Below are 25579 nucleotides of genomic sequence, written 5' to 3'. Positions count from 1 at the left end.
CGGCGGGGTGGTGTACTGACAGGCCTGTCCGGCACTGGCACCCGTCGCCTGGCGCCGGAGCGCATGTCGCTGTTGCCGTCCCGATCCTGCAGCCCGGCCAAGGAGGCCCGCCGTGATCAACCGGACCGCTTCCACCCTCCTGATTGCCAGCGTCCTGCTGCTCGCCGCCTGCACCGCTGACGCGCCTGCCGGCCACACCAGCCCCGCGCCTGCATCGCCCGCGCCACCCGCTTCGGAGAGCGGGGCGACGGACGACGGAGATCAGGGCCAGGCGGGCGGACTCGTCTACCGCGACTCCTACACCCGCGAAGCGCGGCCGCCCGGATATCGCGAGCCGGACGTGATCTACGTGCCCACGCCGCCCACCGTGGTCGACGCGATGCTGGCGCTGGCGCAGGTCGGCGGCGAAGACAGGCTCTACGACCTCGGCTCGGGCGACGGGCGCATCCCGATCGCGGCCGCCAGGCGCTTCGGCACGCGCGGGGTGGGCATCGACATCGATCCCGTGCGCATCCGCGAAGCCGAGGCCAACGCCCGCGCCGCCGGCGTCACCGATCTCGTCCGGTTCCGCCGGGAGGACCTGTTCGAGGCCGATTTCAGCGACGCCACCGTGGTCACCCTGTACCTGCTGCCCGCGCTCAACGAGAGACTGCGTCCGAGGTTGCTGGCCGAACTGGCGCCGGGCACGCGCGTGGTCAGCCACGCCTTCGACATGGGGGAGGAATGGCCACCGGACAGGACGCTGCGCGTGGACAGCAGCGTCGTGCACCTGTGGACGGTTCCGGCGCGTGGAGAGGACGCGGGCCCGGACCCGCGGCCCTAGTCCGAGGCGTCTGCCGGCCGCGGGCAGGCGGGGAGGACGAAGCGGAACGTCGCGCCCTGGTCCACGCCGCCCTCGGCGCGGATGCTGCCGCCATGGCGTTCGACGATGCGCCGGACCGTGGCCAGCCCGATGCCGTGTCCCTCGTATTCGTCGGCGCCATGCAGGCGCTGGAACGGCCGGAACAGCTTGGAGGCGTAGGCCGGCTCGAAGCCCGCGCCGTTGTCTGCCACGGCGAAAGCGGCCATCCCGGCCGGTGCCTCCGTGGTCGGGTCGCGCTCGAACCGGATCCTTGCGGGCGCGCGCCCGGCGGTGAACTTCCAGGCATTGCCGAGCAGGTTCTGCAGCAGGTTGCGCAGCAGGGCCGGGTCTCCGCCAGCGACCAGGCCGGGCGCGATCGACACCTCCACTTCGCGTGCGGGCTCGGCCTGGCGCAGTTCCGCCATCACCTCCTCCGCCAGGCGGCTCAGGTCGACCTCGGCCTGGCGCAGCGGGTCGCGGGCGATGCGCGACAGCTTGAGCAGGGCGTCGATCAGCGCGTCCATCCGGTTGGCCGCGTTGCGGACGCGCGACAGGTAGTCCAGCGCCTCCGGGCCCATGGACGCGCCGAACCGCTCGCCCAGCAGGCGGCTGAAGCCTTCCACCGTGCGCAGTGGCGCGCGCAGGTCGTGCGAAACGCTGTAGGCGAACGACTCCAGCTCGCGGTTGGCCAGGGTCAGCTCGTGGGTGCGCTGTTCCACGCGCGCCTCCAGCGTGCGGTTGAGCATACGGACGGCGCGTTCGGCGCGCAGCCGGTCGGTCGCGTCCTCCACCTGGGCCAGCCCGGCCACGTCGCTGCCCACGTCCCCGGGCACCGGCGAGACCACCACCTGCACCAGGCGGATGTCGCCGTCGCTCCTGCGCAGCTGCAGGGTGGCCGGCGCGATCGGGCTGCCCTCGAGCGCGGCATCGACCTCCGGATCCAGGAATTGCGCCGAGAACCGCGTGCCGGGCAGGCTGCCGGACGCGACGCCCAGGATGCGCGACAGCGCCGGATTCGCCTCGACGATGCGGCCCTCGGCATCGAGCAGGGCGATGCCGGTGCCCGAGTGCAGCATCGCATTGCGCAGGCGCTGCTCGCTGCGCCGGTAGGATTCGCTCATCGTTTCGGCCAGGCGCTCGGCACGCGACTCGGTATGCGCGAGCGCGAGCACCACCGCGAACAGCAGCAGCGACAGGGCCGTGCCGGCGGCGAGCACCGCGTCGCGGTCGGACAGGTCCTGCGCATGCGCCGCCGTGGCGCGCGGCCTGAAATCGATGCGCCACTGCCTTCCGTACAGTTCCAGCACGACGCTGTGGCCAACGTCGGCGCCGGCCTGCCCGGCATAGCCGGGATCCTCGTGCAGCAGCCGCTCGGCGCCGACGTCGCGGCCGGTGTCGACGATGCGGATGAGCTGGCCGGCGCGGTAGGGTTCCAGTGCGCTGTCGACGAACGAGCGCGCATTGAACGGCGCGTACACCCAGCCCGAGATCGCCGTGCGTCGCGCCTGCACGTTGGCCGGCTGGATGCCGTTGGCGTACACGGGCGCCAGCATCAGCAGCCCGTCGTGGCGCTGTCCCGCGTCCTGCAGCAGGTCCACGGGCGCGGTGAGCCGCACCTCGCCGGTGTCGCGCGCGGCCGCCATGGCCTGGTGGCGGAGGGCTTCGGAGAACATGTCGAAACCGATCGCCTCGAGGTTGGGCGGCGTCTGCGGTTCCAGCAGGAGGATCGGCCCGTAGATCTCGCGGGCGCCCTGCGGCCGGATCTGGAACAGGCCCAGGCCTTCGTCGCGCATCGCGAGCTGCAGCGCCTCCAGGTCGCTGCGGCGCAGGTAGGGCACGTAGCCCAGCCCGCGCATGCCCGCGAACTGGCCCTCGATGTCGAGCCCGCCCACGTAGTCGCGCCATTGCCGCCGGGTGGGCCGGGCGACCGACCAGTACAGCGAGACGCCGCCGCGCAGCGCCAGTTCGTAGTGCAGCAGGCGCTGGCGCAGCTGCGCGGCGATGGCCTCGCTGCCGCTGGTGAATTCCGCCTGCAGGACCTTGCGTTCGCGTTCGCCGGCGATCCCGGCGTAATGCCAGACCACCAGCAGCGAGACGATCAGCGTGAGCACCGCCAGCACGTAGCCGCGGCGTACCCGCGGGCGGCGGCCGGTCGACTCCTCTGGACCCGGAAAGGCGTGGGACATGCGTGCAGGATACCGGCTAGGCTGAACGCGGGGCGGGCGACTCCGCCTTGCCCGCCTTGCGTGCCCTCCGGGCGCCCCTATACTGGCCGGGTCGGCGTGATCGACGCTCCCGGGGGTGCACTGGCTTCGACGGGGGTCGCGAAATCGCCTGGCGCATGCCGAGGGGGCAGCTTTCCTCGTAAATCCAGCGGCAAACTCATAGTTGCCAACGACGACAACTACGCTCTCGCCGCTTAAGGCGTAAGCCCCGAACCCACTTGTGCCCGTGCTCGTGGATGTAGGGTCATCATCACGGGAACCAGCCGCGGCGGCCGCCTGTCTGCCGTGGTTGAACTCACAGGCTGGTTCCGGGACGCGCTTCGCACGCCGTGCTGTCCCGGGACGAGATCCAACGGCGGGCTAAGCATGTAGTGCCGGGGATGGAGTGCCTTCGGACGGGGGTTCAATTCCCCCCACCTCCACCAATCCTGGAAAGGCCGGAATCCTCGGATTCCGGCCTTTTCCGTTTCCGGGAACGCGCCGCACGGCTCAGGCGCGGTTGTGCGCGCGCATCACCCGCTGGCGGTCGCGGTTCCAGTCGCGGTCCTTGGCCGCCTGGCGCTTGTCGTGGCTCTGCTTGCCCTTGGCCAGGGCCAGTTCGGCCTTGACCTTGTTGCCCTTCCAGTAGAGCGACAGCGGCACGATGGTGTAGCCCTCGCGCTGCACGCGCCCGATCAGGGTGTCGATCTCGCGCCGGTGCAGCAGCAGCTTGCGGCTGCGGCGGTCGTCGGCGATGACGTGGGTCGAAGCCGAGATCAGCGGCGTGATCTGCGCGCCGATCAGGAACAGCTCGCTGTGCAGCACCACCGCGTAGGCGTCGCCGATGTTGGCGCGGCCGGCGCGGATCGCCTTGAGCTCCCAGCCCTGCAGCGCCAGCCCCGCCTCGAACCGCTGTTCGACGTGGTACTCGTGCCGCGCGCGCTTGTTCAGCGCGATGGTCCGGTCGCCGTTTGCCTTATCCTTGCCGCTCTTCTTGCCCATCCGCCCATTCTCCCCGAAGCAGGTCATCCGCGCGAGCCATGCCCACGATCCAACGCAGCGCCCTGGTGGAACATTCCGTGAGCAGGATGTTTGCGCTGGTCAACGACATCGACGCCTATCCCCGGCGCTTCGCCTGGTGCGAGTCGGCCCAGGTGCTGGAACGGGAGGAGGGCAAGGTGGTGGCCCGGCTGGAGCTCGGGCTTGGCGGCTTCAGGACCTGGTTCACCACGCAGAACACGCTGGCGCCGCCCCACCATATCGAGATGGAGCTGCGCGACGGGCCGTTCAAGCGCCTGCATGGCCGCTGGCAGTTCCATGCATTGGACGAGAGCGCATGCAAGGTGTCGCTGTCGCTGGACTTCGAGCCCCAGAGCCGCCTGATGCTGCCGATGCTGTCGCTGGGAATGCGCGGCCTGGCCGACCGAATGGTCGACGACTTCGTGCGCGTGGCCAACGCGGAGGCCTGAGCGTGCGCGTGCAGGTGGTCCGCGCATGGCCCGGCCGCTTCCAGTCCGAGGAACTGGATCTGCCCGAAGGCGCGAGCGTCGCCGAGGCACTGGCGGCCACGCACCTGCCGCAGGACGGGGTGGCGGGCCTGGCCATCCACGGCGAGCGCGTGGACCCGGGCGCGAGGCTGCGGGACGGCGACCGCATCGAACTGCTGGGGCCGCTACTGGCCGACCCCAAGGACAGCCGGCGGCGGCGCGCGCAGGTACAGGCGGCGCGCCGCGGCCGTTGAGCGGGACAGGATTGGCCAACGAGGGCCGCGGCCAGGCGTTCGCCTCAGCGGCGGCGCTGGTTGCCCTTTTCCTTGGGCAGGTTGCCGAAGCGGCGCATGCGCTCGGACAGCTCCTTGTCCTGCTCGGCGAAGTACTCGCCGTCCCAGCGTGCCAGCGCGTCGTTCTCGAACCACAGCGTGAGGTTCTTGACCTCGGTCGTGCCGCGGCGGTTGACGCGTTCGGTGGCGGTGTAGTCCCAGCGCTGGTGGTGGAACGGATCGGCGATCGACGGCGTGCCGAGCAGGGTCAGGACCTGCTGCTTGCCCATGCCCACCTGCAGCTGCTCGACCGCGGACTGTTCGATCAGGTTGCCCTGGTAGATCGGCTGCTTGTAGAGGATGCCGCAGCCGGCGGTGCCGAGGGCGACCAGGACGACGAACAGGAGGCGGGGAATGCGCATGGAATCGGGTGCCTGCGGACCGGGCGATGGATGGCGCGATGATACACTCACCGGCGCACCGAGGCCGGCGTCCAAGCAGCTGGCGCTAAATCGGCTGTGAACGGAGGCTCCATGGAATCGACTGAACTGCGCAAGGCCGGGTTGAAGGTGACCCATCCGCGGATGCGCATCCTGCAGCTGCTCGAGCAGAAGAATCCGCGCCAGCACATGACCGCGGAGGACATCTACCGCCAGTTGCTCGAACAGGGCGACGAGATCGGCCTGGCCACGGTCTACCGGGTGCTGACCCAGTTCGAGGCCGCGGGCCTGGTGACCAAGCACAACTTCGAGGGCGGGCACGCGCTGTACGAGCTCGACCGCGGCGACCACCACTACCACATGGTCGACATGAGCAGCGGGCTGATCACCGAGTTCGAGAGCCCGGAGATCGTGGAACTGCTCAACAAGATCGCCGGCGAGCACGGTTACGTCCTCGACGAGCACTCGCTGGTGCTCTACGTGCGCCGCAAGCGCTGACCGGCCGCGCCTCGCCTAGGCGTTGGCGCCGCGACCCGTCGGCGGGCGCACGCAGGGAAGCTCCAGCACCAGTTCCACATGCTCCCCGTCGCTGGCGTGGCCGTGCAGGCGGCCGCCATGCGCGGCCGCGATCGCACCGGCGATGACCAGGCCGAAGCCGAGGGTGTCGTCAGGCGGATCGGGGTGCGGCGCCGCGAGCAGCAGGTCGACCAGTTCGTCGGACGCCTCGAGGCAGGCCACCGTGCAGCGCATGCGCAGGCGCCCGCGGCCCGACTCCAGCCGCGCCGCGACCGGGGCCGGCACGCCACGGGCCAGCCGCATGCCCAGCAGCAGCTGGAACATCTGCGCAATGCGAAGGATGTCGCCCTCGAGCAGGACGCCATGGGCGCTCGCGTCCAGTTCGACCCGGGGCGGGGTGGGCAGGCTGCCCGCCAGGTCGGCCACCAGCGACTCGACCTCGACCCGTTCGCGCCGGGTCACTAGCCGACCGGCCTCGGCACGGCCGAAGTCGCTGACCTCACCGATCATCTGGCTCAGGCGGCGGATCTGCTGTTCCAGCAGGTCGAGCAATTCGTCGCGCTGCGCGGCGTCGATCTCCGGATCGCGCAGCAGGTACGTGGCGGTCTGCATCGGCGCCAGCGGTCCGCGCAGGTCATGCGCCACGCGGTCGACCCAGGTATTGCGCAGCGACGGGCTCAGGTGGGCGGCGACAGTCGTGCGGCTCGGCGGCGGCACGCCGGCGAGTGCACCGGACGGACGGCGCCCAGCGTGGGTGGAGGCAGGGGGGAAGCGGCTGGCCATACTGCGGGGGAGGGGGCGTCTTTCAGGGCGCGACGATACGCCTGTGCTCCGCCGGAACGGCTCACCCCGCCGTCACGCGGCGCGACGCACCGCCAGGCACGCGCCCGCCCGGGTTGTCCGGGCCCTGGCCTGCGCTGGTCGTCAGTCGACGGTGCTGGCCAGCAGCCGCTTCGCCGCCGCGCGCGCTTCCTTCGACACCTCGACGCCGCCCAGCATGCGCGCCAGCTCTTCCTGGCGCTCCTTCGCGTCGAGCGGGCGCACGGCCGAGCGGGTCTGGCCGTCGCGGTCGGCCTTGCTGACCAGGTAGTGGGCATGGCCTTGCGCGGCCACCTGCGGCAGGTGGGTCACGCACAGGACCTGGCAGCGCGCGCCCAGCGCCCGGAGCTTCTGGCCGACGATCTCGGCAACCGCGCCGCCGATGCCCGAATCGACTTCGTCGAAGACCATGGTCGGCACCGTGTCCGACCCCAGCGCCGCCACCTCGATCGCCAGCGACACGCGCGACAGTTCGCCGCCCGAGGCCACCCGGCGCAGCGGGCGGGGGGGCTGGCCGGCGTTGGCCGAGACCAGGAATTCCGCGCGCTCGCCGCCCTGCGGGTCGGGCCGGCCGGCGTCGACCGGCTCCAGCGCCACCTCGAACACGCCGCCGCCCATGCCCAGCTCGGCGATCAGGGCGGTGGTGGCGGCCGACAGCCGCGCCGCCGCATCGGCCCGGGCCTGGCCGAGCGCATCGGCCGCCTTGCGCCAGCGCGCGGCCGATGCGTCGATCTCGCCCTGCAGGCCGGCCAGGCGCGTGCCGGCATCGCGCAGGGCCTCGAGTTCGGCGGCGAACCCGGCCTGGCATGCGGCCAGTTCCGCCGGCGCGACGCGGTGCTTGCGCGACAGCTCGTGCAGCCGCGCCAGGGTCGCGTCCAGCGCCTCGAACTGGGCAGGGTCGATCTCGAGTTCCTCGCGCACGCGCTGCAGCAGCAGGCTGGCCTCGTCGAGCTGGATCGCGGCCGAATCGAGCATCGCGTCGACTTCGCCCAGGCGCGGCTCGTGCGCGAGTTCGCGCGACAGGCCGCCGCGCAACTGCTGCAGGCGACGCACCAGCGACGGGCCGTCGTCGCCGGCCAGGCCGTTCAGGGCCTCGTCGCAGGCCGCGATCAGGCCGGCCGCGTGCGCCTGGCGGCGATGGCCGGCGACCAGGGCGTCGATCGCCTCCGGGCGCAGGTCCTCGCGCTCGAGTTCGGCCAGCTGGTGGGTCAGCCAGTCGATGCGCTCGGACACGTCGCCGGTCCGCGACAGCGCGTCGCGCTCGCGCAGCAGCGTGGTCCAGTCCGCGGCGGTCTCGCGCACCGCCGCCAGCTGCGGCTCGTGCCGGCCGAAGGCGTCGAGCAGGGCGAGCTGGCTGGACTTTTCCAGCAGCGCCTGGTGCTCGTGCTGGCCATGGATCTCGACCAGCAGGCCAGCCAGCTGCGCCAGCTGGGCGAGGGTGGCCGGGCGCCCGTTGATCCAGGCCCGCGAGCCACCGTCCGCGCGCAGGGTGCGGCGCAGGGTGCAGGCGCCGCCGTCGTCGAACTCCTGCTCGCGCAGCCATTCCAGCGCGGCCGGCACCGCGGACGGGTCGAACTCGGCGTGCAGCTCGGCGCGCTGGGCGCCATGGCGGACCATGCCGGCGTCGGCGCGCAGCCCGGACAGGAAGCCCAGGGCATCGACCAGCAGCGACTTGCCGGCGCCGGTCTCGCCGGAAATCACGGTCATGCCCGGCCCGAACTCGAGTTCGGATTGCGGGACCACGGCGAAGTCGCGGAGGGTCAGGCGCTTGAGCATGGGCGCGATTGTAGTGCGCGCGTTCGCAGCAGCCGAGACGCAAGCAGGGCCGATCGCATCTCCGCGACGTCTCCCCGAGGCCGGGGCGGCGGGTACCGCGGCCCGGCCGGTCCAGGCCGCCGATGTACCCGGGAAGGGCCGGGGCAGGCGCCCCGTGCTTGCGGCCTCCCCGTCGCGGCGATCTAATCGGGCCATGGCCGCTCCACCGCCCGGCAGCACCCTCGACCCGCGCGCACGCCAGCTGCTGCGCACCCTGATCGCGCGCCACATCCGCGACGGCGAGCCGGTGGGATCGCAGACGCTGGCCCGCCATGCCGGCCTGGACGTCAGCGCGGCCACCATCCGCAACATCCTCGCCGACCTCGAGGAGCAGGGCCTGCTGGCCGCGCCCCACACCTCGGCCGGGCGGGTGCCGACGGCGCAGGGCTACCGGGTATTCGTCGATTCCCTGCTGCAGGTGCAGCCGCTTTCCGGCGGCGAGCTGTCGCGCCTGCGCGGCGAGCTGTCCGCCGGCGGCGGCACCCAGTCGCTGCTGGGCAGCGCGTCGGAACTGGTGTCGGCGATGACCCGTTTCGTCGGCGTGGTCTCGGTGCCGCGGCGCGAGCAGTTCGCCTTTCGCCACATCGATTTCGTGCCCCTGGGCGGGCAGCGGGTGATGGCGATCCTGGTATTCGCCGACCACGACGTGCAGAACCGGATCATCCAGACCCGGCGCCCGTTCGAGGCCGGTGAGCTGGAGCGGGTGGCCAACTACCTGAACGCGCACTTCGCCGGCCGCCCGGTGGCCGAGATCCGCAGCGCGCTGCTGCGCGAACTGCAGGCCGCCCGCGACGAGATGGAGGCGCTGCTGTCCAACACCGTCGAGCTGGCCGAACAGGCCCTGACCCCGGTCGACGACGAGGACATGGTGGTGGCCGGCCAGACCCGGCTGATCGGGGTGCAGGACCTGTCCGACCTCGACCGGTTGCGCGAGCTGTTCGAGGCCTTCGCCCGCAAGCGCGAGATCCTGCAGCTGCTCGAGCGCACCATCAGCGCCCCGGGCGTGCGGATCTTCATCGGCGAGGAGACCGGCCTGGCGCCGCTGGAGGGAGTCTCCCTGGTCACCGCCCCGTACGCCGCGGGCGGCAAGGTGCTGGGGGTGCTGGGGGTGATCGGCCCGACCCGGATGGCCTACGACCGCGTCATCCCGGTGGTCCAGGCGACGGCCGACCTGCTTGGCGCCGCCTTGAATCCGGACCTGCCGGCCCCATAGCTGCGGGGCCGGCGGCCAGCGACCGCCTCCAACAACCCCAGGACATGACGACGGAACCGATGCAGGAGGCCGCGGCAGCGGCCGAAGAAACCAATACCGCGGAAGACCGGATCCAGGCGCTCGAGGCCGAACTCGAGCAGCTGCGCGCGCAGTCGCTGATCGACCGCGCCGACATGGAAAACCAGCGCAAGCGCCTCGAGCGCGACGTGCGCAATGCCTGCCGCTTCGCCAACAAGCAGCTGCTGGGCGACCTGCTGCCGGTCTTCGACAGCCTCGAGGCCGCGCTCAACACCGCCCCCGCCGAGGATCCGCTGCGCGACGGCGTGGTGCTGACCCTGCGCGAGCTGACCCGCGTGTGCGGCAACAACGGCCTGGTCGAGGTCGCGCCCGCGCCCGGCGACGCCTTCGACCCCGAGAAGCACAACGCCATGAGCGCGGTCGAGACCGCCGAGGTCGCCCCCGGCACCGTGTTCCAGGTGTTCCAGAAGGGCTACCAGCTCAACGAGCAGCTGCTGCGCCCGGCCCTGGTGTCCGTCGCCAAGCACGACTGAGCTTGAAGAATCCGCGGCGCGGCGCTTGAAGCGCGGCGCCGCAACCCCAGATACGCAACATCGGCGGCCCGCCGCCACCAGACAAGATTCCAGAGGGAACCCCATCATGGCAAAGATCATCGGCATCGACCTGGGCACGACCAACTCGTGCGTGGCGATCATGGACGGCGGCAAGGCCAAGGTCATCGAGAACAGCGAAGGCGACCGCACCACGCCGTCGGTCGTGGCCTACACCAAGGACGGCGAGGTCCTGGTCGGCGCATCCGCCAAGCGCCAGGCCGTCACCAACCCCAAGAACACCTTCTACGCGGTCAAGCGCCTGATCGGCCGCAAGTTCACCGACGCCGAGGTCAAGAAGGACCTGGGCCTGGTGCCGTACGCGATCGTCGAGCACGACAACGGCGACGCCTGGGTGCAGACCAACGACGGCAAGAAGCTGTCGGCGCAGGAAGTCTCCGCGCGCATCCTCGAGAAGATGAAGAAGACCGCCGAGGACTACCTGGGCGAGAAGGTCACCGAGGCCGTGATCACCGTCCCGGCCTACTTCAACGACTCCCAGCGCCAGGCGACCAAGGACGCCGGCCGCATCGCCGGCCTGGACGTCAAGCGCATCATCAACGAACCGACCGCGGCCGCGCTGGCCTATGGCCTGGACAAGGCCGGCGGCGACCGCAAGATCGCCGTGTACGACCTGGGCGGCGGCACCTTCGACATGTCGATCATCGAGATCGCCGAGGTCGACGGCGAAAAGCAGTTCGAGGTGCTGGCCACCAACGGCGACACCTTCCTGGGCGGCGAGGACTTCGACAAGCGCGTCATCGACTACCTGGTCGAAGAGTTCCAGAAGGACCAGGGTATCGACCTGCGCAAGGATCCGCTGGCACTGCAGCGCCTGAAGGACGCGGCCGAGCGCGCCAAGATCGAGCTCTCCAGCGCCCAGCAGACGGAAGTGAACCTGCCGTACGTGACCGCCGACGCCTCCGGTCCCAAGCACCTCAACATCAAGCTGACCCGGGCCAAGCTCGAGGCGCTGGTGGACGACCTGGTGCGCAAGACCATCGAGCCGTGCAAGGTCGCGCTCAACGACGCGGGCCTGCGCGCCAGCGACATCAGCGAGGTGATCCTGGTCGGTGGCCAGACCCGCATGCCCAAGGTGCAGCAGGCCGTGGCCGAGTTCTTCGGCAAGGAGCCGCGCAAGGACGTCAACCCCGACGAGGCCGTGGCGATCGGTGCGGCGGTGCAGGGCGGCGTGCTGGCCGGCGAGGTCAAGGACGTGCTGCTGCTCGACGTGACCCCGCTCAGCCTGGGCATCGAGACCCTGGGCGGCGTGTTCACCAAGATCATCGAGAAGAACACCACCATCCCGACCAAGGCCTCCCAGACCTTCTCCACCGCCGAGGACAACCAGTCGGCCGTGACCGTGCACGTGCTGCAGGGCGAGCGCGAGCAGGCCCGCTTCAACAAGTCGCTGGCCCGCTTCGACCTCACCGGCATCGAGCCGGCGCCGCGCGGCATGCCGCAGGTGGAGGTGTCGTTCGACATCGACGCCAACGGCATCGTCCACGTCACCGCCAAGGACAAGAAGACCGGCAAGGAGCAGAAGGTCGAGATCAAGGCCGGTTCGGGCCTGTCGGACGACGAGATCCAGCGGATGGTCGCCGACGCCGAGGCGCACCGCGAGGACGACCGCAAGTTCCAGGAGCTGGTCGGCGCGCGCAACCAGGCCGATGCGCTGGTGCATAGCACTCGCACCGCGGTGAAGGAGAACGGCGACAAGGTGCCGGGCGACGTGATCGGCCGGGTCGAGTCGGCCATCGCCGAGGTCGAGACCGCGATGAAGGGCGACGACAAGGGCCAGATCGAGGCCAAGACGCGCGCGCTGGAGGAGGCCGCGCAGTCGCTGTTCGCGGCCGCTGCGGCCGGCCAGCAGCCGGGCGGTGACGGCGCCGCCGGCCCCGGCCCCTCGCAGGGCGCGGACGACGTGGTGGACGCCGAGTTCACCGAGGTCAAGGACGATCAGAAGCCGTGACTGGTGATCGGTGATTCGTGGTCGGAAAAGGCGGAGTTTCGGCTCCGCTTTTTCCGTCACGGGTCGCCAGCCGCTCCTGCTGTTCGGATCACCACTGACGAATCACTGATCACTGCCCCATGTCCAAACGCGATTACTACGAAGTCCTCGGGGTTGCCCGCAACGCCAGCGAGGAGGACCTCAAGAAGGCCTACCGTCGCTGTGCGATGAAGCACCATCCGGACCGTAACCCCGGCGACAAGGCCGCGGAGGCCGCGTTCAAGGAGTGCAAGGAAGCCTACGAGGTGCTGTCGGACGGCGGCAAGCGCCGGATGTACGACCAGCACGGCCATGCCGCGTTCGAGCACGGCATGGGCGGCGGCAACGCCGGCCCGGGCTTCGGCCCCGACATGGGCGATATCTTCGGAGACATCTTCGGCAACATCTTCGGCGGTGGCGGCGCGTCGCGCGGCCCGCGCCGGGGCGCCGACGTCGGTTACGTGATGGAGCTCGACCTCGAGGAAGCGGTCAGCGGCGTCGAGAAGCGCATCGAGATCCCGACCCTGGCCGAATGCGACGAGTGCGACGGCACCGGGTCGGAAGACCGCAAGCTCGAAACCTGCGCCACCTGCCACGGGCGCGGCCAGGTGCGGTTCCAGCGCGGCATCTTCTCGATGCAGCAGCCGTGCCCGCATTGCCATGGCCGCGGCCAGACCATCGCCAATCCCTGCAAGTCCTGCCACGGCAACGGCCGCATCGAGGAAGAGAAGGTGCTGTCGGTCAAGGTGCCGGCGGGCGTCGACAACGGCGACCGGATCCGCCTGGCGGGCGAGGGCGAGGCCGGGCCGGCCGGCGCGCCTCCGGGCGACCTCTACGTCGAAGTACGGGTGCGTCCGCACGCGATCTTCGAACGCGAGGGCGACGACCTGCACTGCGAGGTGCCGATCCGCATCTCCCAGGCCGCGCTCGGCGACACCGTGCGCGTGCCCACGCTCGGCGGCGAGGCGGAGATCCGGATCCCGGCCGAGACCCAGAGCGGCAAGGTGTTCCGGCTGCGCGACAAGGGCGTCAAGTCGGTGCGCAGCCGCGCGCCGGGCGACCTGTACTGCAAGGTGGTGGTGGAAACCCCGGTCAACCTGACCAGCGAGCAGCGCGAGCTGCTGGAACGCTTCGAGGCCACGTTCTCGGGCGACAACGCGCGCCGCCATTCGCCCAAGTCCAGCACCTTCCTCGACGGCGTGAAGGGCTTCTGGGACCGCATGGTGTCCTGAGCGGGCCGGCCTTGCCGGCCACCGGGCGCGCGGCTAGCCTGCGCGCATGACCACCGCCCCCGTCCGACTCCTCATCCACGGCGCCTCCGGGCGCATGGGCCAGGCCCTGCTGCGTCTGGCAGGCGACCAGGCCGGCCTGCAGGTGGTGGCCGCCGTGCAGCGCCGCATCGGCCAACGCGTGGTCGACGGCATCCCGCATTTCGCCGGGAGCGAGCTGCCGGGCGTGCCGGCCTTCGACGCCGCCATCGACTTCAGCCTGCCGGAGGGCTTCGACCCGGTGCTGGCGCTGTGCGCCGCGCGCGGCGCCGCCTTCGTCTCGGGCACGACCGGGATCTCCGACGCGCAGCGGCAGGCGTTGCGCGACGCGTCGCAGCGCATCCCCGTGCTGTGGGCCTCCAACTTCAGCCTGGGCGTGGCGGTGCTGGATGAACTGGTCGAGCGCGCCGCGGCGGCGCTGGACGGCTGGGACTGCGACATCGTCGAGTCGCACCACACGCAGAAGAAGGACGCGCCCTCGGGCACGGCGCTGTCGCTGGGCGAGGCGGCAGCGCGGGGCGGGGCCCAGCCGCGCTACGCCTCGCTGCGCGCTGGCGACATCGTCGGCGAGCACCTGGTGCAGTTCGCGGCGGCCGGCGAGCGCATCGAACTGGTTCATCGTGCAACCAACCGCGACATCTTCGCCCGTGGCGCGCTGGTCGCGGCCGTGCGCCTGGCCGGGCGTCCGGCGGGCCTGTACCGGGTGCGCGACCTGCTCTAGCGCGGCGTGCGACCGCGGCTGCCCGGGCGCCCTGCGGCGCGGTCCCGCGGGCCGTCGCGACGCGAAACCCGCGTCGCGGGTTCATCTGCAGACAGCCTTCCTCTGGCGTCGGGGGCCGCGCGCCGGTATCATTTCCGCTCGCCTGATACCTCACGCCTCCGGACCGGCCAGAAGCCGCTTCGGCGGTTTTTTGCAACCCCACGTAGGCGAAGCCAGTGACCCAATCCGCAATCCTCGTCCTCGAAGACGGCACCGTATTCGAGGGCGTTTCCGTGGGCGCGACCGGCCTGTCGGTCGGAGAGGTGGTGTTCAACACCGCCATGACCGGCTACCAGGAAGTGCTCACGGACCCCTCGTACGCGCGCCAGCTGGTGACGCTGACCTATCCGCACATCGGCAATACCGGCTGTACCGACCAGGACGACGAGGCCGGCACCGTGTGGGCCGCCGGCCTGATCGTGCGCGACGTCCCGCGCCGCCCCAGCAGCTGGCGCAGCCAGGTCGCGCTGCCGCAGTGGCTGCACGACCGTGGCATCGTCGCCATCGCCGGCATCGATACCCGCAAGCTGACCCGCCTGCTGCGCGAGCGCGGCTCGCAGAACGGCGCGCTGATGGCCGGCGAGATCGACGTCGAAAAGGCACTCGAGGCCGCGCGCAAGTTCCCGGGGCTCAAGGGCATGGACCTGGCCAAGGTGGTCACCACCGGCGAGGCCTACGCCTGGAACGAGGGCCGCCTGGACCTCGACAGCGGCGAATTCGTGCGTGCGCAGCCGCGCTACCGCGTGGTCGCCTACGACTACGGCGTCAAGCGCAACATCCTGCGCATGCTGGCCGAGCGCGGCTGCGAGCTGACCGTGGTGCCGGCGCAGACGCCGGCGGCCGAGGTGCTGGCGATGCAGCCCGATGGCGTGTTCCTGTCCAATGGCCCGGGCGATCCGGAGCCCTGCGACTACGCGATCGCCGCGATCCGCGAACTGCTGGCCGCCAGGGTACCGGTCTTCGGCATCTGCCTCGGCCACCAGCTGCTGGCGCTGGCCGCCGGCGCGAAGACGGTGAAGATGGCCAACGGCCACCACGGCGCCAACCACCCGGTGCAGGACCTCGGGACCGGACAGGTGATGATCACCTCGCAGAACCACGGCTTCGCGGTCGACGAGACCAGCCTGCCGGCGAACGTGCGCGTGATCCACCGCTCGCTGTTCGACGGCACCAACCAGGGCATCGAACTGACCGACGCGCCCGCGTTCTCGTTCCAGGGCCACCCGGAAGCCAGCCCGGGGCCGCAGGATGTTTCCCCGCTGTTCGACCGCTTCGTCGCGTCGATGGCCCAGCAGCACGCAGAGAAGCACTGATGCCGAAGCGCAACGACCTCAAGACCATCCTCATCATCGGCGCCGGCCCGATCGTCATCGGCCAGGCCTGCGAGTTCGACTACTCGGGCGCGCAGGCGTGCAAGGCGCTGCGCGAGGAGGGCTACCGGGTGGTGCTGGTCAACAGCAACCCTGCCACGATCATGACCGACCCCGAGATGGCGGACGCGGTCTACATCGAGCCGATCAACTGGCAGACGGTCGAGAAGATCATCGCCAAGGAAAAGCCCGATGCGCTGCTGCCGACCATGGGCGGCCAGACCGCGCTCAACTGCGCGCTCGACCTGGCCGACAACGGCGTGCTGGAGAAGTACGGCGTCGAACTGATCGGCGCCAAGCGCGAGGCCATCCGCATGGCCGAGGACCGCGAACTGTTCCGCGTGGCGATGCAGGAGATCGGCCTGGAATGCCCCAAGGCCGAAGTCGCGCGCAGCTTCGAGCAGGCGCTCGAAATCCAGGCCAAGGTCGGCTATCCGACGATCATCCGCCCGAGCTTCACCCTCGGCGGCAGCGGCGGCGGCATCGCCTACAACCGCGAGGAGTTCGAGGAGATCGTCAAGCGCGGCCTCGAGCTCTCTCCGGTGGGCGAGGTGCTGGTCGAGGAATCGGTGCTGGGCTGGAAGGAGTTCGAGATGGAAGTGGTCCGCGACACCGCGGACAACTGCATCATCGTCTGTTCGATCGAAAACCTCGACCCGATGGGCGTGCACACCGGCGACTCGATCACGGTCGCGCCGGCGCAGACGCTCACCGACAAGGAATACCAGCGCCTGCGCGATGCTTCGCTGGCCGTGCTGCGCAAGATCGGCGTCGACACCGGCGGCTCGAACGTGCAGTTCGGCATCAACGCCCAGACCGGCCGCGTGGTGGTGATCGAGATGAACCCGCGCGTGTCGCGCTCCTCGGCGCTGGCCTCCAAGGCCACGGGCTTCCCCATCGCCAAGGTCGCGGCCAAGCTGGCGGTGGGCTACACGCTCGACGAGCTGAAGAATGAAATCACCGGCGGGAGGACCCCGGCCTCGTTCGAGCCGTCGATCGACTACGTGGTGACCAAGATCCCGCGCTTCGCCTTCGAGAAATTTCCGCAGGCCGACGCGCGACTGACCACCCAGATGAAGTCGGTGGGCGAGGTGATGGCGATGGGCCGCACCTTCCAGGAATCGGTGCAGAAGGCGCTGCGCGGCCTGGAGACCGGCAAGGTCGGCTTCGACCCGACGGGCCTGGACCTGGCCGACGAGACCGACCTGGTCAGCCTGCGCCGCGAGGTCAAGGAAGCCGGCCCCGAGCGCCTGTTCTACCTGGCCGACGCGTTCCGCGCGGGGCTGTCGGTCGACGAGGTGTTCTCGCTGTCCTTCGTCGATCCCTGGTTCCTCGACCAGATCGAGGACATCGTGCGCGCCGAGCAGGAGGTCGCCGCCGCCGGCATCGACGCGCTCGACGGGGCGCGGCTGCGCGAACTCAAGCGCATGGGCTTCTCCGACGCGCGCCTGGCCCAGCTGGTCGGCACCGACGAATCGGCGATCCGTGCGCTGCGACGGGCCCAGGGCGTGCGCCCGGTCTACAAGCGCGTGGATTCGTGCGCGGCGGAGTTCGCCACGACCACCGCCTACATGTACTCGACCTACGAGGACGAGTGCGAGGCCGATCCCAGCGACCGCGAGAAGATCATGATCCTCGGCGGCGGCCCCAACCGCATCGGCCAGGGCATCGAGTTCGACTACTGCTGCGTGCACGCCGCGCTCGCCCTGCGCGAGGACGGGTACGAGACCATCATGGTCAACTGCAACCCGGAGACGGTCTCGACCGACTACGACACCTCCGACCGCCTGTACTTCGAGCCGCTCACGCTCGAGGACGTGCTGGAGATCGTGGAACTGGAGAAGCCCAGGGGCGTGATCGTGCAGTACGGCGGCCAGACCCCGCTCAAGCTGGCGCGCGCGCTGGAGGCCAACGGCGTGCCGATCATCGGCACCTCGCCCGATTCGATCGACCTGGCCGAGGACCGCGAGCGCTTCCAGAAGCTGGTCGACGAGCTGGGCCTGAAGCAGCCGCCCAACCGCACCGCGCGCAGCGCCGAGGAGGCGCAGGTACTGGCGCGCGAGATCGGCTATCCGCTGGTGGTGCGCCCGAGCTACGTGCTCGGCGGCCGCGCGATGGAAGTGGTGCACGCCGATGCGGACCTGGCGCGCTACATGCGCGACGCGGTCAAGGTGTCGAACGATTCGCCGGTGCTGCTCGACCGCTTCCTCGACAACGCGGTGGAAGTGGACGTGGACGTGATCGCCGACAAGGACGGCAACGTGCTGATCGGCGGCGTGATGGAGCACATCGAGGAGGCCGGCGTGCATTCGGGCGACTCGTCGTGCTCGCTGCCGCCGTACTCGCTGCCCGCCGAGGTGCAGGACCGCCTGCGCGAGCAGGTCGTGGCCCTGGCCAAGGCGCTCAACGTGGTCGGGCTGATGAACACCCAGTTCGCCGTGCAGACCGAGGACGACGGCAGCCACACCATCTTCCTGCTGGAAGTGAACCCGCGCGCCTCGCGCACGGTGCCGTTCGTGTCCAAGGCCACGGGGCTGCCGCTGGCCAAGGTCGCGGCGCGCTGCATGGCCGGCAAGACCCTGGCCGGGCAGGGCGCGACCAGGGAGATCGTGCCCGACTACTACTCGGTCAAGGAAGCGATCTTCCCGTTCGCCAAGTTCCAGGGCGTGGATCCGATCCTCGGCCCGGAGATGCGCTCGACCGGCGAGGTGATGGGCGTGGGCCGCAACTTCGGTGCCGCCTTCGCGCGCGCGCAGGAAGCGGCCGGGATCAAGGCGCCGCCGGAAGGCGGCAAGGCCTTCGTCTCGGTGCGCGACCCGGACAAGAAGCGCGTGCTGCCGGTCGCCCGCGACCTGGTGAAGCGCGGCTACGCGATCGTCGCCACCGGCGGCACCGCCAAGTGGCTGCGCGAGCACGGCATCGAGTGCGAGCAGGTCAACAAGGTGATCGAGGGCCGGCCGCACATTGTCGACCTGATCAAGAACGGTGAGATCGCCTACATCGTCAACACCACCGAAGGGCGCCAGGCGATCGCCGACTCGTTCTCGATCCGCCGCGAGGCGCTGCAGCAGCGCGTCACCTATTCCACCACCGTCGCCGGCGCCAGGGCCCTGCTGCATTCGCTGGATTTCCGCGGCAGCGGCCCGGTCTGGGCGCTGCAGGAACTGCACGAAACCCTGCGCGCGGGCGCCTGAGGAGCTGAACACACATGCGAGCACCCATGACCATGGCCGGTGCGCAACGACTGCGCGCCGAACTCGATGAACTCAAGTCGGTCAAGCGGCCGGCGGTGATCGCCGCGATCGCGGAGGCGCGGTCGCACGGCGATCTCAAGGAGAACGCCGAGTACCACGCCGCGCGCGAGCAGCAGGGCTTCATCGAAGGCCGCATCCAGCAGCTGGAAAGCGAGCTCTCGCACGCCGACGTGATTGACGTGTCCAAGCTCGACGTGGGCGACAGGGTCGTGTTCGGCGCCACCGTCACGATCGCCGACGTCGAGACCGACGAGGAGAAGCGCTACCAGATCGTGGGCGACCTCGAGGCCGACATCAAGCTGGGCCTGATCGCGATTTCCTCGCCGGTGGCGCGTGCGCTCATCGGCAAGCACGCCGGCGACAGCATCACGATCGAGGCGCCGGCCGGCGCACGCGAATACGAGATCGTGGACGTCAGCTACGGCGGCTGAGCCGATGGCCTGCGCCACCCTGCTGTTGCCCGAGGCGCGCCGGCTCGGTGCGCCCGCGGCCGACATCGGGGCGGCGCTGGGTCGCGCCGACGTGGCCCGCGGCCTCGGCGAGGGCCGGCGCGCGCAGCTGCAGCGGCACCTGCAGCCGGTGCCCGGCCACTGGCCGGTCGCCGCGCTCACGCGTCAGCTCGACGCCGGCGACGCGGCGGGCGCGCTGTGGCTGCGCGCCGATCCCTGTCGCATCCAGCCCGACATCAACGGCGCGCGCCTGCTCGACCATGGCCCGACCCTGGACCTGGACGCGGGCGACGTGGCGCAGCTGCTGCCGGCCCTGCGCCCGCTGTTCGGCGATGCCGGCATGCCGATCGACGCGCCGATGCCGTGGCGCTGGTACCTGCGGCTGTCGCCGTCGACGCCGCTGCCTGCGTTCACGTCGCCCGAGGATGCGCTGGGTACCGATGTCTTCGACCACCTGGCCGGGGGCGACGCGGGCCGGCGCTGGCGCAGCCTGCTTACCGAGGCGCAGGTCGTGCTGCACAACCATCCCTGGAACGCGCGCCGCATCGCCGCCGGCAAGCGGCCGGTGAATTCGCTGTGGTTCTGGGGCGGCGGCGTGCTGCCCGACGCCGTGCGCTCGACGCATGCGCGGGTGCACGGCGGCGACGACGAGCTCGCTTGCGCCCTCGCGCACGCGGCCGGCAACGCCGCGCCCTTGCCGCGGCAGTTCGAGGCAGGCGAGGGCAGTGCGCTGTTCGACCTGACCGCGATGCGGGACATCGCCACGCTCGAGCACGCCTGGCTGCGCCCGGCCATGGCCGCGCTGCACGCGGGCAGCATCGGGATGCTGGCGCTGGACACGGCCGACGGCGTCGTGTTCGAGCTTCGGCGCGGGCAGCGCTGGCGCTTCTGGCGCAAGCCGCGCGCGGACTTCCAGGCCTGATGTCGCCGCGCATCCGGCGGCGCGAGTGCGGGCCGGTGGACGGCTGGCCGGCCAGCGTGCCGCCGCTGCTGCGGCGCATCTATGCCGCACGCGGCATCGCCGACCCCGCGCACGCGCATCCCCGGCTCGCGCAGCTGCCGCCGCCGGACGCGCTGGGCGGACTGGTGGACGCCGTGCGCCTGCTGGCCGACGCGATCCGCCGCGACACGCGCATCCTCGTGGTCGGCGACTTCGACGCCGACGGCGCCACCGCCTGCGCGGTCGCCGTGCGTGGCCTGCGCATGCTCGGCGCGCGCGACGTGGTCCACGCGGTTCCCAACCGGATGCTGCACGGCTACGGACTGTCGCCGGGCCTGGTCGAGGAACTGGCCGCGCTGCAGCCGGGCCTGCTGGTCACCGTCGACCACGGCGTGGCCTGCCATGCGGGTGTTGCGGCGGCCAAGGGGCGCGGCTGGCCGGTGCTGGTCACCGACCACCACCTGCCGGGCGAGGCGCTGCCGCCGGCCGACGCCATCGTCAATCCCAACCTGCGCGGCGACGCCTTCGCCTGCAAGGCGCTGGCCGGCGTGGGCGTGATCTTCTACGTGCTGCTGGCGCTGCGCGGCCGCCTGCGCGACGAGGGTGCGTTCGACGGCGGGGCGGTGCCCGACCTGTCCGTACTGCTGGACCTGGTCGCGGTCGGTACCGTGGCCGACCTGGTGCCGCTGGACGCCAGCAACCGCGCCCTGGTCGCGGCCGGGCTGCGGAGGCTGCGCGCCGGGCGCGGCTGCGCGGGCCTGCAGGCGCTGATCGAGGTTTCGGGGCGGCGCGCGGAGACCCTGACCGCCGCCGACATCGGCTACGCGGTCGCGCCGCGGCTCAATGCCGCCGGCCGGCTCGAGGACATGTCGCTGGGCATCGAATGCCTGCTCAGCGACGATCCGCGCCAGGCGCGCGAGCTGGCCGGGCGCCTGCACCAGATCAATGCCGAACGGCGCGGCGTGCAGCAGCTGATGGTCGAGGACGCGGAAGCGGCGCTCGCGAGGCTGCCGTCCGCGAGCGGCCAGCCCGCGCTGGCCGCCTGCCTGTTCGACCCGGACTGGCACGCGGGCGTGGTCGGCCTGGTCGCCTCGAAGATGAAGGAGCGGCTGCATCGGCCGGTGATCGCCTTCGCGCCCGCCGAACCCGGCAGCGAGCAGCTGCGCGGTTCGGCCCGTTCGATCCCGGGCCTGCACATCCGCGACGTGCTGGCGGCGGTGGACAGCGCGCATCCCGGCCTGGTCGAGCGCTTCGGCGGCCATGCCATGGCGGCCGGGCTGAGCCTGCGTCGTTCGTCCTTCGACGCGTTCGAGCGCGCGTTCGCCGAGGCGGTGGGCGCAATGCTCGATCCGTCGCTGCTGCAGGCCGAGCTGCTCAGCGACGGCGAGCTGCTGCCGGACGAATTCGACCGCTTCCATGCCGACGCGCTCCGCGACGGCGGCCCGTGGGGACAAGGGTTCCCCGAGCCGCTGTTCGACGGCGTGTTCGACGTGGCCGACTGGCGCGTCGTCGGCGAGCGCCACCTCAAGCTGGTGCTGCGCGGCGAGGGCATCGCGACGCCGATCAATGCGATCCACTTCGGCGGCTGGACCGGCGAGCGCCCCGCCGCGCGCTGCCGTCTCGCCTACCGGCTGGCACCGGACGACTACCGCGGCGGGCAGGCGATCCAGCTGATCGTCGAGCATCTCGCGCCGGCCCTCGATCCTGGCCCGCTCCTGTAGGAACGGGGCAGAGGTAAGAGCAGCCGCAGTCAGTCAGGCCACCTGTGGCACGGCAGCCGGCGCACGTTCCCGGAACCTGAGCCCGAACAGCGGCCGCAGCGGCGGAATGCGGCGGATGAGCTCGTAGCCGGCGAAGCACAGGCCGAAGGTCAGCACCACCAGCAGCGGCCCCTCCAGCAGCGGCGGCAGGTCGAACGGCTTGAGGTTGTGCGCCAGCACCACGGTGATCGTCTGGTGCAGGATGTAGACCGGGAAGATCGCCTGCGACAGGTAGCGCAGGGCAGGGCTGTCGCCGGGCGCCCACTGCCGGGCGAAGCCGAGGATGGCCACGATCGCGCACCACTGGTTCAGGCCCCAGGCGCCGCGCATCGCCAGCCGCAGTCCCTGCGGCGGGGCGATATCGGTGAAGTAGCCGAAGTAGGCGACGATCGCGAGCCAGCTGCCCAGCCACAGCGCCAGCGCCGGCCAGCGCGCGCGCTGGATCGCCTCCCAGACCGCGCTTGAGCGCGCGACGAGGAAGCCGAGCAGGAAGATGCCGAAGTACTGGACGTGGTTGTACCAGTCGTCGACCAGCGCATGCGTCGAGTCGAAGATGCCGATCAGCGCGATCCGGGCGACGGCGAAGAACAGGATCGGCCACAGCAGGAGGCCGCCGGTCGAGGTCAGGGCGCTGGCGAGGCCGGCGGCGAAGGCCTCCAGCCGCCGCGGCGCAAGCTTCAGCAGCAGCCACAGCGCGACGGTGTAGACCCACAGGTAGGCGACGAACCAAAGGTGGTTCCAGGTCGGCACGTCGAGGCAGTCGTCGCCGCGGCAGAAGCCGTCGTCGTTGGCGAGGTAGCGTCCCCAGAACGCGAGGTAGCCGTCGTGGTAGCCGCCCGGCAGCTTCTCGACGACCTCGTAGTACGCCTGCGGCACCACCACCACGAGCATGCCGAAGACCAGCGGAACCAGCAGCCGCCAGGACCTCGCGCCGAGGAACCGTGGCGTACTGCCACGGGCCTCGGCCTCGCGCCGGGCCTTGCCCAGCAGGAACGCGGTCGCCGCGCCCGACACCAGGAACAGCAGCGACAGCCGCCACGGCGAGGTCAGCATCATGAACGGCTGCAGCGCCGGTCCGGCGTAGGGGCTGTTCACGTGCCACTCCCAGGTCACGTAGTACATGCCGACGTGATAGAGCACCAGCAGCATGAAGGCGAGGACGCGGACCCAGTCGAGGTCGAAACGGCGTTGCATGGCGGAGGTTCCGGTTCGGGTGGACGGGGAGGAGGATCCGCGCGGCGGCCTCGGCGCCAAGCCCGAAGTGATCGTACGACCGGTCCCGGGGACGAACCGCGGACCCGCGGGACGAACCGGGGGCGTCAATCCGGTCCCCGTCAGTAGAATGCGCGCATGCAACCCAGCGAGCGGACCGCCTACGAACGCTATCGCCCCTGGCGGCGCTGGGTGGAGATCGGCTTCTTCGCCGCGGTCCTCGTCGTCAACGCCGTAGGCAACACCGTCACCACCTGGATCGACCTCAACCGCTCCGAGCCGGGCCGGGTGCCGATGTGGGAGCCGGCGGTCTGGGAGGGGAGCAGCGCGCTGCTGTGGACCGTGATCATTCCCCTGGTCGCCGTGCTCACCTGGCGCTGGCCCACGCACTGGGACAACTGGCGCCGGCGCCTGCCGCTGCACCTGGTCGCGAGCGTGGCGGTTTCGCTGGTCCACGTGTCGGGCATGGTTGGCCTGCGCGTCCTGGCGTATCGCTGGCAGGGAGCGGACTACGACTTCGGGCCCTGGCCGCGCGAGCTGGGCTACGAATACCTCAAGGACGTGCGCACCTACCTCGGCTTCGTCGTGATCATCGAGGTCTACCGCCTGCTGCTGCGCCGCCTGCAGGGCGAGGCCAGCTTCCTGGCCGCGCCCGACGACGGGCCGCCGGTGGAAGCCGTGGACCGGCCGGACCGGTTCCTCGTGCGCAAGCTCGGCCGTGAGTTCCTGGTCGCGGCCAACGACATCGAATGGCTGCAGGCCTCGGGCAACTACGTCAACCTGCGCGTGCGCGGCCACGACTATCCGCTGCGCAGCACGATTGCCGGGATCGAGGCCCGGCTCGACCCGGCCCGATTCCTGCGCATCCACCGCAGCTATATCGCCAACCTCGACCACCTGGCCTCGATCGAGCCGCTGGACACCGGCGATGCGCGCGTGCACCTGAAGGACGGCACCGCGCTGCCCTGCAGCCGCCGCTACCGCGGCGAACTGCGCGATCGCCTGGGCGAGTCCTGAAGCAGCTGCAGGGGAGCGACCCCGGTCGCGCAGGTGCCCTGCGACGCGTCGGGGCGCAGGCCGTCGCGACTGAAATCGCGCCTGCACGCCGGCGGCCGGCAATTGCTAGAATCACCGGCTGTTTTTTGCCCGGTGTTCCCCACATGATCGAACTCAATCCCGTGCGCCAGCGCATCGCCGACCTGTCCGGTCGGCTGGATGCGCTGAGGGGGTTTCTTTGACTACGATGCCAAGCGCGAGCGGCTCGAGGAAGTAGAGCGCGAACTGGAGAACCCCGACGTCTGGAACGATCCCGACCGCGCCCAGGCGCTGGGCCGGGAACGTTCCCTGCTCGACAAGACCGTCAATGGCATCCGCAACCTGGCCGAGGGCCTGGTGGGCGCGGGCGAACTGCTCGAACTGGCGGAGATGGAGGACGACGAGGACACCGCCCTGGCGGTGGTGGCCGACGTGGACGGCTACCAGAAGGGCGTCGAGCAGCTGGAGTTCCAGCGCATGTTCTCCGGCAAGATGGATTCGGCGAATGCGTTCGTCGACATCCAGGCCGGTGCCGGCGGCACCGAGGCGCAGGACTGGGCCGAGATGCTGCTGCGCATGTACCTGCGCTGGTGCGAGTCGCGCGGCTGGAAGACCGAGCTGATGGAAGCGTCCGGCGGCGACGTCGCCGGGATCAAGTCGGCCACGCTGCGGGTCGAGGGCGACTTCGCCTACGGCTGGCTCAAGACCGAGACCGGCGTGCACCGGCTGGTGCGCAAGTCGCCGTTCGATTCGGACAACCGCCGCCACACAAGCTTCACCTCGGTGTTCGTGTCGCCGGAAGTCGACGACAACATCGACATCGAGATCAATCCGGCCGACCTCAAGACCGACGTCTACCGTTCCTCGGGCGCCGGCGGCCAGCACGTCAACAAGACCGAATCGGCGGTGCGCATCACCCACGTGCCGACCGGCATCGTGGTGGCCTGCCAGACCGGCCGCAGCCAGCACCAGAACCGCGACAACGCGATGAAGATGCTGGCCGCCAAGCTGTACGAACTCGAGATCCAGAAGCGCAACGCCGAGCGCGACGCGGTGGAGGCCACCAAGTCCGACATCGGCTGGGGCAGCCAGATCCGCAACTACGTGCTCGACCAGAGCCGGATCAAGGACCTGCGCACCGGCATCGAGCGCAGCGACACGCAGAAGGTGCTGGACGGCGACCTGGACGAGTTCGTCGAGGCCAGCCTCAAGTCCGGCCTCGAGGCCGGCGCCAAACGCAGCGACGCGGTCTGATCCGGCCGCGCGGCCGCGTGCCGCGTGGCCCCGACGCAGCCGGACGCCGGACGCACCGACGCATTCCGCCCG

General features: G+C 70.8%; 22 protein-coding genes and 1 other RNA gene. 17 read left to right on the top strand and 6 right to left on the bottom strand.

The annotated features are described in order from the left end of the window. Positions 1-112 precede the first annotated feature (112 nt). The gene (locus tag ACFQ2D_RS03255) at positions 113-823 is read left to right on the top strand and encodes an SAM-dependent methyltransferase (RefSeq protein WP_280940912.1); all 711 of its coding nucleotides are present in this window, start codon (positions 113-115) and stop codon (positions 821-823) included. Here ACFQ2D_RS03255 and ACFQ2D_RS03250 read toward each other — a convergent pair. After that, positions 820-3027 carry a CHASE domain-containing protein gene (locus tag ACFQ2D_RS03250; RefSeq protein WP_280940913.1) on the bottom strand — a complete coding sequence of 736 codons (2208 nt, stop codon included), beginning with the start codon at positions 3025-3027 and terminating at the stop codon, positions 820-822. The genes ACFQ2D_RS03255 and ACFQ2D_RS03250 overlap by 4 nt on opposite strands. A gap of 111 nt (positions 3028-3138) precedes the next feature. Here ACFQ2D_RS03250 and ssrA point away from each other — a divergent pair. Further along, positions 3139-3491: a transfer-messenger RNA gene (ssrA, locus tag ACFQ2D_RS03245) on the top strand. A gap of 64 nt (positions 3492-3555) precedes the next feature. Here ssrA and smpB read toward each other — a convergent pair. After that, positions 3556-4047 carry an SsrA-binding protein SmpB gene (smpB, locus tag ACFQ2D_RS03240; protein WP_280940914.1) on the bottom strand — a complete coding sequence of 164 codons (492 nt, stop codon included), beginning with the start codon at positions 4045-4047 and terminating at the stop codon, positions 3556-3558. 38 nt (positions 4048-4085) lie between these two features. Here smpB and ACFQ2D_RS03235 point away from each other — a divergent pair, with 38 nt between their 5' ends. Together ACFQ2D_RS03235 and ACFQ2D_RS03230 are read left to right on the top strand one after the other, a co-directional pair. Further along, the gene (locus tag ACFQ2D_RS03235) at positions 4086-4514 is read left to right on the top strand and encodes a type II toxin-antitoxin system RatA family toxin (protein WP_280940915.1); all 429 of its coding nucleotides are present in this window, start codon (positions 4086-4088) and stop codon (positions 4512-4514) included. Between the two features lie 2 nt (positions 4515-4516). Further along, complete coding sequence (locus ACFQ2D_RS03230; RefSeq protein WP_280940916.1) at positions 4517-4786, top strand: RnfH family protein; 270 nt, start codon at positions 4517-4519, stop codon at positions 4784-4786. Between the two features lie 44 nt (positions 4787-4830). Here ACFQ2D_RS03230 and ACFQ2D_RS03225 read toward each other — a convergent pair whose 3' ends face one another. Further along, positions 4831-5220, bottom strand: a complete 390-nt coding sequence (locus tag ACFQ2D_RS03225; protein WP_280940969.1) for an outer membrane protein assembly factor BamE — start codon at positions 5218-5220, stop codon at positions 4831-4833. A 117-nt stretch (positions 5221-5337) separates the two neighbouring features. On the opposite strand from ACFQ2D_RS03225, the gene ACFQ2D_RS03220 reads away from it, so the two are divergent. Beyond that, positions 5338-5742, top strand: coding sequence for a Fur family transcriptional regulator (locus ACFQ2D_RS03220; RefSeq protein ID WP_280940917.1), 405 nt, complete (start codon positions 5338-5340; stop codon positions 5740-5742). 15 nt (positions 5743-5757) lie between these two features. Here ACFQ2D_RS03220 and ACFQ2D_RS03215 read toward each other — a convergent pair whose 3' ends face one another. Together ACFQ2D_RS03215 and recN are read right to left on the bottom strand one after the other, a co-directional pair. After that, positions 5758-6477, bottom strand: coding sequence for a sensor histidine kinase (locus ACFQ2D_RS03215; protein ID WP_280940918.1), 720 nt, complete (start codon positions 6475-6477; stop codon positions 5758-5760). Positions 6478-6684: 207 nt separating this feature from the next. After that, on the bottom strand, positions 6685-8355 hold the full coding sequence (gene recN / locus ACFQ2D_RS03210; RefSeq protein ID WP_280940919.1) for a DNA repair protein RecN: 1671 nt from the start codon (positions 8353-8355) through the stop codon (positions 6685-6687). A gap of 193 nt (positions 8356-8548) precedes the next feature. On the opposite strand from recN, the gene hrcA reads away from it, so the two are divergent. From hrcA to recJ, 10 genes are all read left to right on the top strand, one after another. Next, entirely contained in the window at positions 8549-9607 is a 1059-nt protein-coding gene (gene hrcA, locus ACFQ2D_RS03205; protein ID WP_280940920.1) for a heat-inducible transcriptional repressor HrcA, read from the top strand. A gap of 44 nt (positions 9608-9651) precedes the next feature. Beyond that, a complete protein-coding gene (gene grpE, locus ACFQ2D_RS03200) occupies positions 9652-10158 on the top strand; it encodes a nucleotide exchange factor GrpE (protein ID WP_280940921.1) in 507 nt (168 codons plus the stop codon). Between the two features lie 106 nt (positions 10159-10264). Next, positions 10265-12187 carry a molecular chaperone DnaK gene (dnaK, locus tag ACFQ2D_RS03195; RefSeq protein WP_280940922.1) on the top strand — a complete coding sequence of 641 codons (1923 nt, stop codon included), beginning with the start codon at positions 10265-10267 and terminating at the stop codon, positions 12185-12187. Positions 12188-12306: 119 nt separating this feature from the next. After that, positions 12307-13437 carry a molecular chaperone DnaJ gene (gene dnaJ / locus ACFQ2D_RS03190; protein ID WP_280940923.1) on the top strand — a complete coding sequence of 377 codons (1131 nt, stop codon included), beginning with the start codon at positions 12307-12309 and terminating at the stop codon, positions 13435-13437. A 46-nt stretch (positions 13438-13483) separates the two neighbouring features. Next, on the top strand, positions 13484-14194 hold the full coding sequence (gene dapB / locus ACFQ2D_RS03185) for a 4-hydroxy-tetrahydrodipicolinate reductase (protein WP_280940924.1): 711 nt from the start codon (positions 13484-13486) through the stop codon (positions 14192-14194). 215 nt (positions 14195-14409) lie between these two features. Then, positions 14410-15546 (top strand): glutamine-hydrolyzing carbamoyl-phosphate synthase small subunit, encoded by a 1137-nt coding sequence (carA, locus tag ACFQ2D_RS03180; RefSeq protein WP_280940925.1) that lies wholly within the window; start codon positions 14410-14412, stop codon positions 15544-15546. Continuing rightward, positions 15546-18797, top strand: coding sequence for a carbamoyl-phosphate synthase large subunit (gene carB, locus ACFQ2D_RS03175; RefSeq protein WP_280940926.1), 3252 nt, complete (start codon positions 15546-15548; stop codon positions 18795-18797). Before carA ends, carB begins: the two co-directional genes overlap by 1 nt. Positions 18798-18811: 14 nt before the next feature. Beyond that, the gene (greA, locus tag ACFQ2D_RS03170; protein WP_280940927.1) at positions 18812-19288 is read left to right on the top strand and encodes a transcription elongation factor GreA; all 477 of its coding nucleotides are present in this window, start codon (positions 18812-18814) and stop codon (positions 19286-19288) included. 4 nt (positions 19289-19292) lie between these two features. Further along, on the top strand, positions 19293-20228 hold the full coding sequence (locus ACFQ2D_RS03165; protein WP_280940928.1) for a phosphoglycerate mutase: 936 nt from the start codon (positions 19293-19295) through the stop codon (positions 20226-20228). Further along, the gene (recJ, locus tag ACFQ2D_RS03160; protein WP_280940929.1) at positions 20228-21967 is read left to right on the top strand and encodes a single-stranded-DNA-specific exonuclease RecJ; all 1740 of its coding nucleotides are present in this window, start codon (positions 20228-20230) and stop codon (positions 21965-21967) included. The genes ACFQ2D_RS03165 and recJ overlap by 1 nt, the downstream gene beginning before the upstream one ends. Before the next feature lie 33 nt (positions 21968-22000). Here recJ and ACFQ2D_RS03155 read toward each other — a convergent pair whose 3' ends face one another. Next, a complete protein-coding gene (locus tag ACFQ2D_RS03155) occupies positions 22001-23200 on the bottom strand; it encodes an acyltransferase family protein (RefSeq protein ID WP_280940930.1) in 1200 nt (399 codons plus the stop codon). A 156-nt stretch (positions 23201-23356) separates the two neighbouring features. Here ACFQ2D_RS03155 and ACFQ2D_RS03150 point away from each other — a divergent pair, with 156 nt between their 5' ends. Together ACFQ2D_RS03150 and prfB are read left to right on the top strand one after the other, a co-directional pair. Next, complete coding sequence (locus tag ACFQ2D_RS03150; protein WP_280940931.1) at positions 23357-24235, top strand: LytTR family DNA-binding domain-containing protein; 879 nt, start codon at positions 23357-23359, stop codon at positions 24233-24235. A gap of 143 nt (positions 24236-24378) precedes the next feature. Next, positions 24379-25507, top strand: a protein-coding gene (gene prfB, locus ACFQ2D_RS03145; RefSeq protein WP_280940932.1) for a peptide chain release factor 2 whose coding sequence is annotated in 2 segments (ribosomal slippage) — positions 24379-24453 and positions 24455-25507 — 1128 coding nt in all. Because the reading frame shifts where the segments join, the coding sequence is not laid out codon by codon here. The last annotated feature ends 72 nt before the right edge of the window (positions 25508-25579 follow it).

The sequence above is a fragment of the Luteimonas composti genome (assembly GCF_042678665.1).
GTDB classification, from domain to species: domain Bacteria; phylum Pseudomonadota; class Gammaproteobacteria; order Xanthomonadales; family Xanthomonadaceae; genus Luteimonas; species Luteimonas composti.
This window is presented reverse-complemented; position numbering and strand designations above follow the sequence as displayed.